15 protein-coding genes are annotated in these 17,304 nt (G+C 61.2%); 2 read left to right on the forward strand and 13 right to left on the reverse strand.

The window, feature by feature from the left end; all coding sequences use genetic code 11:
• Positions 1-142 precede the first annotated feature (142 nt).
• Positions 143-862, forward strand: coding sequence for a transcriptional repressor LexA (gene lexA, locus FHT69_RS07965; RefSeq protein WP_003539306.1), 720 nt, complete (start codon positions 143-145; stop codon positions 860-862).
• On the opposite strand, the gene FHT69_RS07970 is transcribed toward lexA, so the two are convergent.
• Positions 843-3,275 (reverse strand): ComEC/Rec2 family competence protein, encoded by a 2,433-nt coding sequence (locus FHT69_RS07970; protein ID WP_183905163.1) that lies wholly within the window; start codon positions 3,273-3,275, stop codon positions 843-845. The two genes, lexA and FHT69_RS07970, sit on opposite strands and share 20 nt — an antisense overlap.
• A gap of 290 nt (positions 3,276-3,565) precedes the next feature.
• Here FHT69_RS07970 and gltA point away from each other — a divergent pair, with 290 nt between their 5' ends.
• Entirely contained in the window at positions 3,566-4,855 is a 1,290-nt protein-coding gene (gene gltA, locus FHT69_RS07975) for a citrate synthase (RefSeq protein WP_047614976.1), read from the forward strand.
• A 28-nt stretch (positions 4,856-4,883) separates the two neighbouring features.
• Here gltA and lpxB read toward each other — a convergent pair whose 3' ends face one another.
• The 12 genes from lpxB to tsf all read right to left on the reverse strand — a co-directional run bounded on the left by lpxB (position 4,884) and on the right by tsf (position 17,202).
• A complete protein-coding gene (gene lpxB / locus FHT69_RS07980; RefSeq protein ID WP_183905164.1) occupies positions 4,884-6,053 on the reverse strand; it encodes a lipid-A-disaccharide synthase in 1,170 nt (389 codons plus the stop codon).
• A complete protein-coding gene (locus FHT69_RS07985) occupies positions 6,050-6,931 on the reverse strand; it encodes an LpxI family protein (protein WP_183905165.1) in 882 nt (293 codons plus the stop codon). The genes lpxB and FHT69_RS07985 overlap by 4 nt, the downstream gene beginning before the upstream one ends.
• Positions 6,932-6,934: 3 nt before the next feature.
• Positions 6,935-7,753 carry an acyl-ACP--UDP-N-acetylglucosamine O-acyltransferase gene (lpxA, locus tag FHT69_RS07990; RefSeq protein ID WP_047614971.1) on the reverse strand — a complete coding sequence of 273 codons (819 nt, stop codon included), beginning with the start codon at positions 7,751-7,753 and terminating at the stop codon, positions 6,935-6,937.
• On the reverse strand, positions 7,750-8,217 hold the full coding sequence (gene fabZ / locus FHT69_RS07995; RefSeq protein WP_047614969.1) for a 3-hydroxyacyl-ACP dehydratase FabZ: 468 nt from the start codon (positions 8,215-8,217) through the stop codon (positions 7,750-7,752). The genes lpxA and fabZ overlap by 4 nt, the downstream gene beginning before the upstream one ends.
• Positions 8,210-9,274, reverse strand: coding sequence for a UDP-3-O-(3-hydroxymyristoyl)glucosamine N-acyltransferase (lpxD, locus tag FHT69_RS08000; protein ID WP_183905166.1), 1,065 nt, complete (start codon positions 9,272-9,274; stop codon positions 8,210-8,212). Before lpxD ends, fabZ begins: the two co-directional genes overlap by 8 nt.
• 50 nt (positions 9,275-9,324) lie before the next feature.
• Entirely contained in the window at positions 9,325-11,658 is a 2,334-nt protein-coding gene (gene bamA / locus FHT69_RS08005; protein WP_047614966.1) for an outer membrane protein assembly factor BamA, read from the reverse strand.
• A gap of 197 nt (positions 11,659-11,855) precedes the next feature.
• Complete coding sequence (gene rseP, locus FHT69_RS08010; RefSeq protein WP_047614964.1) at positions 11,856-12,989, reverse strand: RIP metalloprotease RseP; 1,134 nt, start codon at positions 12,987-12,989, stop codon at positions 11,856-11,858.
• Positions 12,990-13,017: 28 nt separating this feature from the next.
• A complete protein-coding gene (locus tag FHT69_RS08015) occupies positions 13,018-13,848 on the reverse strand; it encodes a phosphatidate cytidylyltransferase (protein ID WP_047614962.1) in 831 nt (276 codons plus the stop codon).
• Complete coding sequence (locus tag FHT69_RS08020; protein WP_028757646.1) at positions 13,848-14,591, reverse strand: isoprenyl transferase; 744 nt, start codon at positions 14,589-14,591, stop codon at positions 13,848-13,850. Before FHT69_RS08020 ends, FHT69_RS08015 begins: the two co-directional genes overlap by 1 nt.
• A 37-nt stretch (positions 14,592-14,628) precedes the next feature.
• The gene (frr, locus tag FHT69_RS08025; protein ID WP_028757647.1) at positions 14,629-15,189 is read right to left on the reverse strand and encodes a ribosome recycling factor; all 561 of its coding nucleotides are present in this window, start codon (positions 15,187-15,189) and stop codon (positions 14,629-14,631) included.
• Between the two features lie 268 nt (positions 15,190-15,457).
• Positions 15,458-16,180, reverse strand: a complete 723-nt coding sequence (gene pyrH, locus FHT69_RS08030; RefSeq protein WP_047614960.1) for a UMP kinase — start codon at positions 16,178-16,180, stop codon at positions 15,458-15,460.
• Between the two features lie 95 nt (positions 16,181-16,275).
• On the reverse strand, positions 16,276-17,202 hold the full coding sequence (tsf, locus tag FHT69_RS08035) for a translation elongation factor Ts (protein WP_047614958.1): 927 nt from the start codon (positions 17,200-17,202) through the stop codon (positions 16,276-16,278).
• Positions 17,203-17,304: the final 102 nt, after the last annotated feature.

Below are 17,304 nucleotides of genomic sequence, written 5' to 3' on the forward strand. Positions count from 1 at the left end.
CTTGTCGGCCAATCCGGCGAATGAAAATAAAAATCTCAACGAGTTGGCGCCAAGTTTTACGGAAATTTAGCTACTTGCGGAACACATATGGAACATATAGTGTCTGTTCTGGATTTGTTTCAATCACGAGGTCACAACGTCGATGCTCACGCGCAAACAACAGGAGCTTCTCCTCTTCATTCATGAGCGCATGAAGGAATCCGGCGTTCCGCCGTCTTTCGACGAAATGAAGGACGCCCTGGATCTCGCTTCGAAGTCCGGGATTCACCGGCTGATTACTGCGCTCGAGGAGCGTGGCTTCATTCGCCGCCTACCGAACCGGGCCCGCGCACTCGAGGTCATCAAGCTTCCGGAGGCCTATAGCCCCAGCATCCAGCCCCGGCGCGGCTTTTCGCCGAGCGTCATTGAGGGCAGCCTGGGCAAGCCCCAGCCGGTCGCCACTCCCGCTCCTGCAAAACCCGTCGCCGACAATGGCAACTCAGTCTCCGTGCCGGTCATGGGCCGGATCGCCGCCGGCGTTCCGATCTCGGCAATCCAGAACAACACCCACGACATCGTCGTTCCGGCCGATATGCTCGGCTCCGGTGAACACTACGCGCTGGAGGTCAAGGGTGATTCGATGATCGACGCCGGCATTTTCGACGGCGACACCGTGATCATCCGCAATGGCAGCACCGCAAGCCCTGGCGACATCGTCGTTGCTCTCGTCGACGACGAAGAAGCGACGCTCAAACGCTTCCGCCGCAAGGGCGCCTCGATCGCGCTGGAAGCGGCCAACCCGGCTTACGAGACCCGGATCTTCGGGCCAGACCGCGTCAAGGTGCAGGGCAAACTCGTCGGCCTTATTCGCCGCTATCACTGACACCCTGCAGGCCGGTTTCGACAAAGCTGTTGCTGCGCCAGTCATAGGCGCGATGGCGGATCCATGGCCGCCACAGATCATCGAATGCGGTTGTGACCTCCATGCCGGCCTCCGCGAACCGCAGCTCGACGGAACCGGTCCGGCGCAACGTCTCGCCGGTGAAGAGCGTCGCGCCTGAGCGGCAGCTGTTGAAACGCAGGCGGACCGACGTTACCACGATATCGGCCGCATCGCAGGCCGGAGCGAGATAGGCGGCATTGTCGATGACGGCGACCACATGACCGTTGCCAAGCCTTGATATGCACCAGGCCTTCTTGACGCAGGAAAAGCGGTTTGCGTCACCGCCGGCTGCAGCCGCCCGCATCGCCGCCCTCGCTTCGTTCTGCTGATCGCGGGAGAGCTTGACGCGGCGGTCCTCTCCCGCTGGCGGGACAGCAGGACCATCCAGCATCTTCGGCGGGTCATGCGCCGGCAGGACCAGCGCGCGCTGCCATTGGTCGAAGATGAAATCCGGCGGGTTTTCACGGTTGGAGGCCATTGCCGCCGCCTCGACGACCGCGACGAGACTGCCATCTTCCGAAATCACCAGATCCGGCGGCCGGGGAACCGGCAGAAGCAGCAGGATGAGCGTTGCGACTGACATGATCGACGTGCCCATATGGCGCAGCCGAGTGCGGAGCAGCGTCAGCAGCAGGAAGCCTGCCACGGCGACCGCGAAATACCAGGCGGGCAAGCGGCCGATGCCGATGTCGCCACCCCAGCCGGACACGGTCTTGGCGACGGCGATCACCAGATCGAGGCCGAATCCGACAATCTTCCAAGGCAAAACGTCCAGACCGAAAGGCATGAGCAGCATCGCCAGCAACCCGGCCGGCATGATGATGAAGGAGATGATCGGCATCGTCGCGAGGTTTGCCGGCAGGCCGTAGGCGGTCAGGCGATGAAAATGCTCGATCGAAAACAGTGCGGTGGAGAAACCGCCGATCAGCGAGGTCAGGAAGACACCGCCGAAGAACCCCGCAACCGCGACGAAAGGCCTGACGATCGGCAGCTTCAGGAAGGCATTCTCGCGGACGCGCCGATCCTTCCACAGCTGATAGCCCGACACGAGCGCCAAGGTTGCGGCAAAGGACATCTGGAAGCTCGGCCCCAGGACTTCGGAGGGCGAAATGACGAGGATGACGAGCGCGGAGAGAGCGACATTGCGCAGGCTGATCGACGGCCGGTCAAAGAAGACGGCAATCAGCATGATGGCCATCATGATGAAGGCGCGTTCGGCCGAGACCGCGAAGCCGGAGATCAGGAAATAGGCCGTGACGGCGATGAGCGCGCCGGCGGCGGCGATCTTCTTCGTCGGATAGGCCTGGGCGACGCCGGGAAAGAGGCTGAGCAGCATCCGGAAGCCGACGAAGAAGATGCCGGCCGACAGCGCCATGTTGAGTCCTGAGATGGCGATGATATGCGCCAGACCGGACTGGCGCAGCGCCTCCGTGGTCGCATTCGAGATGGCGCGCCGTTCGTCCGTCACCAGAGCAGCGGCAAAAGCGCCGGTGTCGCCGGGCAGAATCGATCGGATGCGGTCGCCGATGCCGCTGCGCAGCCGGTAAAGCCATTCGAGCAGGGCTTCCGCCGTCGATCTGGCAGCCTGCGGGCCTGCCTGCAAATCGACTTTCGTCGGCGCGCCGTAGAAGAAACCATTGGCGCCGATGCCATCGAAATGGGCCCCGAAAGAGAAGTCGTTGAGCTCTGGAAGTGCTGGGCCTGACGGTGGTGTCAGCCGAGCCCTGCCGGTGATGATGTCACCGATCTCGAAAGGCGCGTCGGCGCCGCGGGCGATCGCGGTTATCCGTTCCGGCGGCCGCTTCACCTGCGGCGCCTCGGTGCCGGTGACGGCCAGAATGTAGCGCCACCGGCCGCGACCATCGCCTTCGCGCCGTTCGACACGGCCGGTCACCGTCGTCGTCACGGCGGAGTCGAGGATCACGGTCGAAGCCCGCCAGCTTTCGAACTCCGCCGAGACCATGCCACCGGCCATAAGTGCAAGCGCCAGCAGGACGGTCCGCAATGCCGCCCGCATACGGCTGGCGATCAGAACCGCGGTCGTAAGCACCAACAGGCAGAGCAGCGGTGCAATGACCGGAAAATCCGATGCTCCAAGAAACCAGAAGACTGATCCGGCGCCGAGGAAGACCGGCGAGAATAGCAGCAGGCGGCCATGATCCGCCTCCTCGCCCAGCATGCGCCTGCCGGCACGCAGCGATTGCGAGGCCAAAGCCGGCAGGCGATGGCGCAACGGTGTCGCCGACTGCGTCCTTGCCGGCCGCGACACCACGGCAGGGGGAGAAAAACCGGAGGTATCGGCAAGGCCGGCGCCTGCTTCCGGCCGCAATTCGACTGTCGTCAATTCCTGCATCCGCCGCCCAAGCTCACCCGCCAAGGCGGCCAGAATGCAACCTCCCATCAAATCCGGCAAGAATAATCGATTGAAATATGAGGGAAAATCGCGAGTGCCAAAAGACCAGTCGAATCATCAGCTTCCGATATGCACGCGGCTCATCGCTGCAGTGCCTAAAAGGTGATACCGCAATGCACAAAATGCCGTCACGGTAACTTGGCATTAGCTTCGCGATCATATAGCTATCGGTGAGGACGCTTAACCCCTATGGCGCTTTTAAGGCGCCACCGCCATTTCGGAGGATCAGCATGACGGATCAAAGCGCTACAATAAAAATCGGTGACAAATCTGTCGACCTTGCCGTCAAGAGCGGCACGATCGGCCCGAGCGTCATCGATATCGGTGCCCTCTACAAGAACACGGCTTCCTTCACGTACGATCCGGGTTTTACCTCGACCGCATCCTGTGAATCGAAAATCACCTACATCGACGGCGACGAAGGTGTTCTGCTGCATCGCGGCTATCCGATCGAGCAGCTCGCCGAGCATGGCGACTTCCTGGAAGTCTGCTACCTGCTTCTCTACGGCGAACTGCCGACCACCGCGCAGAAGAAGGATTTCGATTATCGCGTCACGCACCACACCATGGTGCATGAGCAGATGAGCCGCTTCTTCACCGGCTTCCGCCGCGATGCGCATCCGATGGCCGTCATGTGCGGCTGCGTCGGCGCGCTGTCGGCCTTCTATCACGACTCCACGGACATCACCGATCCGCACCAGCGCATGGTCGCCAGCCTGCGTATGATCGCGAAGATGCCGACGCTCGCCGCCATGGCCTACAAATACCATATCGGCCAGCCCTTCGTTTATCCGAAGAACGACCTCGACTATGCGTCGAACTTCCTGCGCATGTGCTTTGCCGTGCCTTGCGAGGAATATGTGGTCAATCCGGTGCTTGCTCGCGCCATGGACCGCATCTTCATCCTGCATGCCGATCACGAGCAGAACGCTTCGACCTCGACCGTCCGTCTCGCCGGTTCGTCGGGCGCCAACCCGTTCGCCTGCATCGCGGCCGGCATCGCCTGCCTCTGGGGGCCTGCACATGGCGGCGCCAACGAAGCAGCGCTCAACATGCTGAACGAAATCGGCACAGTCGACCACATCCCGGAATATATCGCCCGCGCCAAGGACAAGAACGACCCGTTCCGCCTGATGGGCTTCGGCCACCGCGTCTACAAGAACTATGATCCGCGCGCCAAGATCATGCAGAAGACGACGCATGAAGTGCTGGGCGAACTCGGCATCAAGGACGACCCGTTGCTCGAAGTGGCGATGGAGCTGGAGCGCATCGCGCTCACCGACGAATATTTCATCGAGAAGAAGCTCTATCCGAATATCGACTTCTATTCCGGCATCACTCTGAAGGCGCTGGGCTTCCCCACGACCATGTTCACCGTGCTCTTCGCGCTCGCCCGCACCGTCGGCTGGATCGCACAGTGGAACGAGATGATCGAGGATCCGGAACAGCGCATCGGCCGTCCGCGCCAGCTCTATGTCGGCGAACCCAAGCGCGACTATATCCCGGTTTCGAAGCGCTGATCGCTTCAAAGCCTAAAAGAAAACCCGGTCAGAAACGGCCGGGTTTTTTCTTTTTCAGGACATCGAGAAGGATCTTGGCGGCATGCTCGCCGGGCGGCTTTTCGGTCTGCATGCGCTGCCAGATAAGGTCATAGCCTTCCTTCATCGCCTTCAGCTGGTAGGTGTCGGCCGACAGCCTTTCCATCCAGCGGGCGAGACTGGCGCCGCGAACGATATCGTTGAGATATTCCGGCACGACCGCGTAATCGGCGATCAGGTTTGGCAGCGCGCCTGTCCAGGTCTTGATGGTTGATGTCAGCAACCGCATGATCCAGTCGACCTTGTAGGCGGAGACGACGGGCACATCGGCAAGCGCCAGCTCAAGAATGACAGTTCCGGACGCCGCCATGGCTGCATCGGCTTCGGAGAAGGCTTTCCATTTCGCTTCCGCGCCGACGACGATCTCCGGTTTTACCGCCCACCCCGCCGTCATTTCGCGGACAAGCGCCTCCTTGTGCGTCACCGTCGGCAGAATGAAGCGAATCGGCCCATTGCGGGCAACAAGCTCCTTCGCTGCGGCCTCGAAATAAGGCACGAGATTCTTGATCTCGGATGAACGCGAACCGGGAAGAAGAAGGATCGGGCCGTTGCCGGGCTGCCTGCCGGCGCGCAGCCGCCGCGCCTCGAGCAATGCCGGATCGGCAATCAGGCGATGGCCGACATAAGTCGTCTCCGGGCCGCCGAGCGTGCGCATCACTTCCGGCTCGAAGGGCAGGACGGCGAGCACATGATCGACATAGCCGAGCATGCGCGTGGCGCGATATTCCTTCCAGGCCCAAACGCTCGGACAGACATAATTGACAACAGGCAGATCGGGCAGCGCGGTGCGGACGCGCTTTGCAACGCGATGGGTGAAATCCGGGCTGTCGATGATGAGAAGAATGTCCGGCCTTGCGGCGATGATTTCAGCCGTCGTCCGGCGGATCAGGGTATAGAGTTTTGGCAGCCGGCTCAGCACCTGGGTGATGCCCATGATCGACAACTCGGAGAAATCGAACAGCGATCTCAGGCCTTCTGCTTGCAGCGCCTCGCCGCCGACGCCGACCAGTTCCACCGGTCCGCTATGAATCCGTTTCAGGGCGGCGATGAGATCGGCGCCGAGCAGATCCCCCGACACCTCACCGGCAATGACGGCGATCTTCAGCGGCGCCCCGTTCATACAAGCCCCCATGCCGGCAGGCCGCGATCGATGCCGCAGACGAAAAGCCCGGCCTCGTCGGCGGCCTTGATGACGGCGGCGCGATCGAGCACCAGTGAACGGCCGGCCTCAACGACGACACCGGCAAGGCCGGCTTTCCTCGCGTTCAGCACCGTGGATACGCCGATCGCCGGCAGATCGGCGCGGATATCCTGCTGCGGCTTGCAGAGCTTGACGAGTGCGCCGCGGCGGCGTGGCGAGATGCGTCCGGCGGCTCTGAGACCCGTCACGCGGTCCAGCATCTCATCCGTGCCTTCAAGACCCTCCAGCGCGACGACACGCCCGCCGATGCTGACGGCGCCCTGCCCGACATCGAGCCGGCCGAGCATTTCGGCGGCTTCGCCAGCACGGCTGATATCACGCCGGTCGTCCTCGCCGGGCGCCACAGCACCAAGCGGGCCGACGGAGGCAAGCAGGTCGGGGGCGATTTCATGGGCGCCAACGACGCGGCGGCCGTTTCCCTCGATCAGGCGGATCACCATCTGCAGAACCGTATCGTCGCCGCCGGACAGCAAGGTGCGGATGGCGGCCGGCACTTTCATCAGGATGCGCAGCGTCGGGCGCACCTCGCGCCATTCCGGGCGGCGGCGCACACTGCCCGACATCACGACACGGCCAATGCCATACCGGTTGAGCAACCCATCGAGGGCGGCGAAATCGCCGATACCGATGACAGCGTGGTCATAGCCTTCCCAACGCCGGTCGCTTTCGTCCTTCAGCGCGACGATGACCGGATTTTCGCCGGCGGCGCGCGCGGCTTCGGCGACATAGGAAGGCAGAAGACCGCCGCCGGCGATGATCGCCAGCCGGCCCGCAGCGGTTTCGCCGGAAAATGTCACGGGCTAGCCCTTCTGCCCCCGGGTCGGCGAGGACAAGGCGCGGTCGCTATCGGCGGCGATGAAGTCGAGAATGTGGACCACCTGCTCGCAATCGGCATATTCGTCGCGGATGGCGGCGGCGTTTTCGCGGACGGAGCCCGTTCCTTCAAAGATCGCCTTGTAGGCGCGACGCACCCGGTGAATGACGGCGCGGTCGATGCCGGCGCGCGTCATGCCGACGACGTTGAGGCCGCTCAGCAGCCCGGGATTGCCGTTCAGCATGCCGTAGGGAATGACGTCGTAACTGACCGCCGAGAGCCCGCCGACGAAGGCCTGACGGCCGACACGGGTGAACTGGTGAACGGCAGAACCGCCGCCCAGAATGACACGATCCTCGATGACGACGTGGCCGGCGAGCATGACGTTGTTCGACATGATCACGTGATTGCCGACGCGGCAGTCATGCGCAACGTGGGAATTGGCGAGGAAGAGGTTGTTGTCGCCGACGATCGTCTGGCCACCGAAGTCGGAGGTGCCGGTATTCATCGTCACGCCTTCGCGGATCGTGCAGTTGGCGCCGACCGTCAGCGTCGTCTCCTCACCGCCGTGATGCACGCTCTGCGGATCGCCGCCGATGACGGCCATCGGGAAGATGCGCGTGCCCTTGCCGATCACGGTGCGGCCGGTAACGACCGCATGCGACAAAAGCTCGACATTCGCATGCAGGACGACGTGCGACCCGACATGGCAGAAGGGACCGATCTTGACGCCCTCACCGATAACGGCACCGTCTTCGACGGCGGCCATCGGATGAATAAGGGCGCTTTCGGCGATATTGCTCATGCCTGATCCTTACGAACGATCATCGCGCCGATATCGGCCTCGGCGACAAGCGCGCCGTCAACCTTGGCGTCGCAATGGAATTTCCAGATATTGCCGCGCTGCTTGTGTTTCTTGACATGGAATTCAACGCGATCGCCGGGCACGACGGGCTTGCGGAAGCGCGCATTCTCGATGGTCATGAAATAGACGAGGTTGCCCGGCTGGCCTTCCTTCTTGGCACAGATCGCGCCCGCAGTCTGAGCCATGCCTTCGATCAGGAGAACGCCCGGCATGATCGGAGCTTCCGGAAAATGGCCGGTGAAATGCGGTTCGTTCGCCGTGACGTTCTTGATGCCGATCGCGCTGTTGTCGCCGTCGATCTCGATGATCTTGTCGACCAAGAGGAAGGGGTAACGATGCGGCAGCAGCTTCATGATCTCGATGATGTCAGCCGAAGAAAGCGTTGTCGTGGCTTCCTCAGTCATTTTGCTTGCCTCCAGGTTTACTCTCGCGCTGCTTGGTCTTGGACATCAGCTGCGCAGCCTCTCTCAGATAGTCTTTTAGCGGGCGCGCGGGTACGCCGCCATATTGCCCGCCGGCGGCAAGGTCGGTCATGATACCGCTTTTGGCGGCGATCTGCACGCCGTCGCCGATCGTCACATGCCCCTTGATGCCGACCTGGCCGCCGATCTGCACGCCATTGCCGATCTTTGTGCTGCCGGCGATGCCGACCTGGGCGACGACGGCACAGTGGCGGCCGATCTGAACGTTGTGGCCGATCTGAACCTGGTTGTCGATTTTGGTGCCTTCGCCGATCACCGTATCGTCCATGGCGCCGCGATCGATCGTGGTGTTGGCGCCGATCTCGACATTGTCCTGGATGATCACCCGGCCGATCTGGACGATCTTGATCATACCGCGCGGGCCCGGGGCATAGCCGAAACCATCCTGGCCGATGCGGGCGCCGTTGTGAATGATGACGCCATTGCCGATCAGCGCGCAGAGAATGCTCGCGCCGGCCGCAATCGAACAATCCCGGCCGATCTTGACGCCCGGGCCGATGATGCTGTGCGCACCGATGCGCGTCCCCTCGCCGATCTCGGCATGCGCACCGATGACGGCCATCGGCTCGACGATCACACCTTTTTCGAGCTTGGCGCTCGGATCGATCACAGCACTTGGCGCGATCTCGCTTTCACTGGAAAAGACGACCGGGCGCAAGGCCGCGGGATAAAACAGACCGCCCGCCATCGCAAAGGCTGCGTGCGGATTGGACGACAGAATGACCGGAATGTGCTCGGGGATGAGATCGACGAGCGCCTTGTCGCAGATCACCGCCGAGGCTTCGCATGTCGCCAGCTCATCGCGGCTGCGGCGCGACAGGATATAGCAGACATCGCCTGCCCGGGCCCGGTTGAGGGGAGCCACGGATCTGACGATGACATCGGCATGATCGGGATTGGCGAGTTCTGCCCCAAAAAACTCTGCCAGCTCAGCGAGCTTCAGACCTTCATGGGGCAGAAAAAAAACGTTTTGCTCCATCGGCAATGCTCCAGAACGGAATTGAGTCTTACAGTTCCGGACTGCCGATATCAGAATTGGTTGTTGATGCCAAACTTGAAGTTCTGCGTCTTGTCGAAGTCTTCCTTGAGGACCGGGATTGCGTAATCCAGACGCAATGCACCGAAGGGAGACTGCCAGACAACACCGACACCAACGGAAGCGCGCAGCGAAGCACTGGTGCCCTCCGCTTGATCGGAGCCGAGAAGCTCGACATCATTGCCAAACAGCGTGCCGGCATCGGCAAAGACGGCGCCGCGCAGGTTGAAGTCACGCGGGAAGCCAGGCATCGGGAAGGTCGCTTCCGCCGACGCCGTGAAATAGGTCGTGCCACCGAGCGGGTCATCATTATCGCCGCTGATGCGTGGGCCGATCCCCTTGTTCTCGAAGCCACGAATATCGCCGTTGGTCAGGGTGAACTGATCGAAGACATTCAGGTGGTCGCCGAGTGGGACGACATAACCCGCCGAAGCCGAGACCGAGCCGATGATATCGGCATCGTCGGCGAGCAGATGGTAGTAACGCGCCTTGCCGTAGATCTTGTAGAACTGCGAGTCGCCGCCGAGGCCGGCAAGTTCCTGCGTCGCCGTCGCATAGATGCCTTCACGCGGCAGGACGGTGTCATCAAGCGTGTTGTAGGTTAGCGTCTGCGAGACGGAAGAGCGCGTCCACGGGCTCTCATCGACCAGATTGGCATAGGTCGCCGAAAGATCGGAGGTATCGCCGTCATACTTCATCTGCTTGTAGTTATAGCGGAAGGTCGTCGCCAGATCTTCGGTGATCGGTGCGGTCACACGCAGAACGACGCTGGTTTCCTCGTAGTCATAGTCGTCGTTGCTCGACGTTTCGCTGCGGTTGACGTCGAAGCCTGCCGCCAGGCGATAGCCGAGGAAATAGGGTTCGGTGAAGCTGACGCCGTAGGCGCGCGAGCCTTCCTGACCGCCGCCGGCCGAAATGCGGATATACTGGCCGCGGCCGAGAAAGTTCTTTTCCTCGATCGATGCTTCGAGCAGCAGACCGTCGCCGCCGGCGGCATAACCCGCGCCGACACCGAACGAACCAGTCGACTGATCCTGCACGTCGACGACCACCACGACACGGTCGGGCGAGCTGCCCGGCTGGGTGGAGATATTGACGGAAGAGAAGTAACCCAGCGCTTCGAGGCGACGCTTGGCCTTGGTGATCATCTGCTGATTGAAGGCGTCGCCTTCGCTCATGTCGAATTCGCGGCGGATCACGTAGTCGCGCGTGCGGCTGTTGCCGCGGATCTCGATGCGCTCAACATAGGCGCGTTCGCCCTGGTCGACCAGATATTCGACACCGATCGTATTGTTGTTGAGGTCGCGGTTGCCGCGCGGCGTGACGCGCGCAAAAGGATAACCGGCAGACGCCACCTGGTCGGAGATCGCCTCGATCGACTTCTGCACGTCCTTGGCGCTGTAAACACGACCTTCATGGGTGCGCACGAGCGGCAGCAACTGATCGGAACCGACGCCTTCGACGGTCGACTGGACGGTCACTGGTCCGAAATCGTAGCGCTGGCCTTCCTCGATGTTGAAGGTGAGCGTGTATTTGTTGGTCGCGTCGTCGAAGGTGGCATCGGAAGAGACGATGCGCATGTCGGCGTAGCCGCGATTGTAATAGAACTGGCGCAGCGCTTCTTCGTCGGCGTGGAGCTTGTCTTCGTTATAGACGTCCTTGCGGGTCAGGAACGAAAGGAAGTTCGAACGCTTGGTATTGATGACGGCAGCCAGGCGGCCGGCGCTGTAGGCATTGTTGCCGACGAAGTTGATCGAATCGATCTTGGTGCGATCACCTTCGTTGATGACGAAGGCAAGGTTGACGCGGCCTTCGCCGAGCGGCACCACCTGCGTCGTCACTTCGACTTCACTGCGGCCGGTGGCAGCGTAGGCATCCTTGATCGACTGAATGTCGGACTGGATCTGGGTGTCGCTGTAGGGACCGGCGGCGTGGGTCTGGACGATGGTCGCGAGCTTGTCGTCCTTGATCTTGCGGTTGCCGTTGAAGACGACCTGATTGACGAGCTGAGCTTCCTGAACGTTGACGACGAGCGTGCTTCCGGAGACCGAGATCTTCACGTCGGAGAAGTAACCCGTACCGTAAAGCTGCTTGACCGAAGCATCGATATCGCTGTTGGAAAAACTCTTCCCGGGAGAGATGGTGAGGTTCGACCGGACGGCCTCCGCGCCGACGCGGCTTGCGCCGCGCACATCGATACGCTGGATGACGGCGGCCTCAGCAGCCGTAGCGGAAACGAACGTCAAAGCACCTGCGCCCGAAGCAACAACACTAGCAGACAGCGCAACCGCCGATACTGCGTTCAAAAACTTTGAACCAGCCTTCATTTCACCTATTACCTTTGTTTCCCTCGTCCCCGGCTCCGGGAGAACCCGATTCCGGTCACGTGTGTCGTTTTACCCGCTTTTGACATACAAGCAAGCGAGGTCGTTAATTTCTGTTTACTTCATTTGCAAGCGTGACCCATTCGCCACTACAGCCTTGAAACATCGTAAATAAACAGTAATTCCCTCGCCTTGCCCGTTTACCCTCTGATCGAGCCGATGTCGTTCCAGGTCGTGAAAACCATTAATGTCAATATCATTGCCAAGCCGATGCGAAATGCAATTTCCTGAGCCGTGGAGCCCAGCGGCTTCCCCCTTACCGCTTCCACCGCATAGAACATCAGGTGGCCGCCATCAAGTACCGGAACCGGCATCAGGTTAAGCAATCCTATCGAAACCGAAAGCATTGCCGCAAGTTGCAGCACCGCGCCTATGCCAAGCGTAGCCATCTGGCCCGAAGCTTGCGCCACGCGGATCGGCCCACCCAGTTGGTCGGCCCGCATCGTTCCGGCGAAGATGTTGCCGATATATTTGAAAGTGCCGGTGACGATGTCGCGAGTCTGGATCACGCCCTCCTGCAGCGCCTCGAGAGGCGTATAGGTCTTCAGGCGGAAATTGCCAGCCTGCTGATTGGTGACGATGCCGATCTGGCCCAGCTCGATCTTGTTGCCGAACTGGTCGGTCTGGTCGGTGCGTTGCGGCACCATCGGCAGATCGAGCTTCTCGCCGCCACGCTCGATCGTCACGACGATCTTCTGGCTCGGGCGGATGCTGACATAGCGGCGCACGTCGTCGAAGGTCTCGACCTTGTTGCCGTCGATGGCGACCAGCAGGTCGCCGGGAAGGATGCCGGCGGCAGCAGCGGCGCCATCCGGCTTGACCTCGGCAACGACAGGATCGGCGATCATGCGGCCATAGACAGAAAAAAGAACGGTGAAGATGGCGATCGCCAGCAGAAAATTGGCGATCGGGCCGGCTGCGACGGTGGCAGCGCGCTTCCACAGCTTGGCGCCGGCAAAGGAGCGCGCCCTGTCTTCCTCGGACATGGCGGCGAGTTTGTCGGCGTCTGGCTTGCTCGAGGCGTCTTCGTCGCCGAAGAACCGGACATAACCGCCCAGCGGGATCACCGAAATCTTCCAGCGTGTTCCGTGGCGGTCGGTGAAGCCGAAGATCTCCGGACCGAAGCCGACGGAAAAGGCAAGGATGCGAATGCCGCTCCAGCGCCCGACGAGATAGTGGCCCATCTCATGCACGAAGACGAGCAGCGAGAGCACGAGGATGAAGGTGACGATATTCCCCATCAAGAATCCGTATATGCCGGTCACCGTTTCCATGAGTCCCTTCCGTCAAGCTGCCGCGTCATCAGAGGCCGAACAATGCCGCGCCGAGCGAGGTCATCTCAGCCCCCTTTATCAGGGAAAAAAGCCCAGCTAGCAAGAACGCCGAAAAACAGGCAAAAATCAGTCCGTCGACACGGTCCATGACCCCGCCATGGCCCGGAATGAGATGGCTTGAATCCTTGACGCCGAATTTCCTTTTGATGAAAGATTCGAAAAGATCGCCCGACTGGCTGCAAACCGACAGAACGAGCGCTACGCCGGCGGCGATGATTTCAGTGCCCGGAAGGAGAAAATGGACGAGAACGACGCCGGCAGCGACGGCTGAAACGGCCCCGCCGATTGCGCCCGACCACGTCTTTCCAGGCGAGATCGAAGGGGCAAGCTTCGGTCCGCCGAGCGCCCTGCCGACGAAATAGGCGAGGATATCGGTTGCCCAGACGACGGCAAAGACGAAGAGCATGGCATAAAGGCCAGGCCGGTCATCGCTTCTGATGGCGGCGAGCGCCAGGCCGGTGGCGCCGGCATAAAACAGGCCAGCCGGAAACCAGCGGCTCGTACCGTGCAGGATGATCAGGGCGATGCCGACGGCGGTGACGCCGGCCAGCATCCCGGCGGCGAATTCGAAATTGCCGACAAGCACGAGAAAGGCGACCGCCGCCTCGCCGATCCAGCCGACGGCATTGGCGACCCAATCACGCGCGATGCCTGTTATTTTCGACCATTCATAATAGATCAGCAGGCCGATCGCGGCCGCCAGGATACGGAAGGCAAGACCGCCATACCAAGTGGCGGCAAGAACGATGACCGCAAGAATCAGTCCTGAAACGATGCGGAGCTTCAATTCCCTCTGCATCAGGTGCCGACCGCGGCTGCCTGCGACGACAGGCCGCCGAAGCGCCGGTCACGAGAGGCGAATTTCTCGAGCGCCTGGCGGAAGATCTCGGGGCTGAAATCCGGCCAGTATTCCGGAAGGAAGATGAATTCCGAATAGGCGGCCTGCCAGAGCAGGAAGTTGGAAAGCCGCTCCTCGCCGCTGGTGCGGATGATGAGATCCGGATCGGGGATGCCTGCCGTGTCGAGACGTGCGTTGATGAGCGCGGGGGTGATGTCCTGCGCCCTCAGGCAGCCGGCCTCGACATCCCGGGCCAAACTCACCACGGCGCGGGCGATCTCGTCGCGCGAGCCATAGTTGAAAGCGATGACCAGCGTCAGCGCCGTGTTGTCCTTGGTCGTTTCCTCCGCCTCGAGCAGCAGACCGAGAATGTCGCTGCGCAGGCTGTGGCGGTCGCCGATCACCTTGATGCGCACATTCTGGCGATGAAGCTCGGCGAGGTCGCGCCGAATGAAAGCCTTGAGCAGGCCGAGCAGATCGGAAACCTCGGCCTCGGGCCGGCGCCAGTTCTCCGAGGAGAAGGCAAAGAGGGTCAGATATTTTATGCCGACGGCACCGGCGGCGCGCACTGTCTCGCGGACCGCCTCGACGCCCTTGCGATGGCCCATCGTGCGCGGCAGGCCACGCTGCTTGGCCCAACGGCCATTGCCGTCCATGATGATGGCAACATGCTCAGGCACGGTCACAAATACAGATTCCGACATTTCCCGTCCGGTCTTTCCAGGCAAAGGCACAGATCCACTAGACCTGCATGATTTCCTTTTCCTTCTCGCCAAGCAAGCGGTCGATTTCGGAAATCGTCTCGTCCGTCATCTTCTGTACACGTTCCGACTGCGCCCTGCTCTCGTCCTGGCCGATTACACCATCCTTTTCGGCCTTCTTGAGGCCGTCCATGCCGTCGCGGCGGACGTGGCGAATCGCGACCTTGCTCTTTTCAGCATAGTCGTGAGCCACCTTGACGAGCGACTTGCGGCGCTCCTCGTTCAGCTCCGGCAGCGGAATGCGCAGGTTCTGGCCGTCGACGATCGGGTTGAGACCGAGATTGGATTCGCGGATACCGCGCTCGACGGCGCTGACCATCGACTTGTCCCAGACGGAAACCGACAGCATGCGCGGCTCAGGCACGGTGATGTTGGCGACCTGGTTCAGCGGCATGCGCGAACCGTAGGCCTCGATCGTTACCGGATCGAGGATGTTGGCCGAAGCCCGGCCGGTGCGCAGCGATGCGATGTCGCTCTTGAATGCGGAAACCGCGCCATCCATGCGGCGCTTCAGTTCCTTGATGTCGATACCTTCACTCATGTCGATGCTCCCGTATAAAGCGCGTCGCGATCTTTCAGATTCGCTTGCCGCGCTTTAGGTCTTTGGTTTGCGCATGCCGTCATCGCAAAACCGCTGCACACTTTTGCGCGACATGCTCTAGACCATGATGCCGAAAAGCGTCAGCGGCTTTCGGACGACATCATGCTCTAACTATTTAATGTAGAACATGATTCAGATTTCAGGCCAACCGGCCTAAAATCATCATGTTCTATCCAGGGCTGCGCCTGATAAAGCGGCGCAGCTTATATCAGTTGTCGGAGACGATGGTCTTGAGGCCACCGCCCGTCAAGATTTCAGCAAAACCGCCCTTCTCGTGGATCGAGAAGACGATAATCGGAATGGAATTCTCCCTGGCGAGCGCGACGGCGGCAACGTCCATCACCGCTAGTCCCCTGTCCAGCACTTCCTGGTGCGTCAGGCGGTCGAGGCGGGTCGCATCGGGATATTTCTTCGGGTCGGCGGTGTAGATCCCGTCCACCTGCGTGCCCTTGAAGATCGCTTGTGCGCCCATTTCGGCGGCGCGGAGAGCTGCGGCAGAATCGGTGGTGAAGAAGGGATTGCCGGTGCCGCCGGCAAAGATCACCACGCGTCCCATCGACAGATGATAAAGGGTTGCACGCTGCGAAAAGCTCTCGCAGATCTCCGGCATGGAGATGGCGGAAAGCACCACCGTATCGATGTTCAGCTTGCGCAGCGAGGTCGCCAGCGCCAGAGCATTGATGATGGTGCCGAGCATGCCCATATGGTCGCCGGTGACCCGGTCGCCGCCCTTGGACGCTACCGCGACCCCGCGGAAAATGTTGCCGCCACCGACGACGACGCCGACTTCCACGCCCATATGCCTTGCCTCGGCGATGTCAGATGCAATGCGGTCCGCCACCGCGACATCGATCCCGAAACCCTGGCCACCCATGAGCGCTTCGCCGGAGGCCTTGAGTAGAACGCGTTTATAGACAGGCTCTAAAGACATCTTGGCTCCTCGTAAATTGCCGTGAATGCCCGATACACGAAGGGCATCGCGTTGTCACGCGATGCCCTAGTGTTTTCCCAATTATGGCTGGAAGATCAACCCTTGACGGCAGCCGCAACTTCGGCTGCGAAATCGGTCTCTTCCTTTTCGACGCCTTCGCCGAGCAGAAGACGGGCCATGCCGGCGACTTCGATCGGTGCGCCAACGGCCTTTTCAGCTTCCTTGATGGCGGCTGCGACGGTCAGATCCGGATTGATGACGAAAGCCTGCGAGAGAAGGGCGACTTCCTCGAAGAACTTGCGCATACGGCCTTCGACCATCTTCTCGATGATGTTGTCAGGCTTGCCGGAAGCGCGCGACTGCTCGATGAAGACGTTGCGCTCGCGCTCGGCGACGGCGGCATCGACTTCTTCCGGGCGGATCGCCAGCGGCGCGGTCGCAGCGATGTGCATGGCGACCTGGCGGCCGATTGCGTTCAGGGCTTCCTTGTCGCCGGTCGACTTCAGCGCCACGAGAACGCCAAGCTTGCCGAGGCCGTCGGAAACAGCATTATGGATATAGGTGGCGACGACGCCGTCCTCGACGGAGAGAGCGGTCGAACGGCGCAGGTTCATGTTCTCGCCGATCGTTGCGATCGCATCCTTGATCGTGTCGGAAACGGACTTGCCCGATGCCGGGTAGGTCGCAGCCGCAACGGCTTCGACGGTACCGTCCGTGGAGACGGCGACCTTGGCGATGCCGCGGACGAGATCCTGGAAGGCGTCGTTACGGGCGACGAAGTCGGTTTCGGAATTAACTTCGACGACGACGGCCTTGGTGCCCTGGCTCGAAACGCCGATGAGGCCTTCAGCGGCGGTGCGGCCGGACTTCTTGTCGGCCTTGGCGATGCCCTTGGCGCGCAGCCAGTCGATCGCCGCTTCCATGTCGCCACCGGTTTCAGCAAGAGCCTTCTTGCAGTCCATCATGCCTGCGCCGGTCTTTTCGCGCAGTTCCTTCACCATTGCAGCCGTAATCTCGCTCATTAGCTTCCTCTTGTCGGTTCATACGGTGGGCCGCAGAGCGCGGCTCGGCACCGGATTGAGGCACGAAATGTACCTGTATGTATGACAGCGTGATGAAGACGC

It is taken from the genome of Rhizobium sp. BK008 (assembly GCF_014197345.1).
Lineage (GTDB): Bacteria > Pseudomonadota > Alphaproteobacteria > Rhizobiales > Rhizobiaceae > Rhizobium > Rhizobium anhuiense.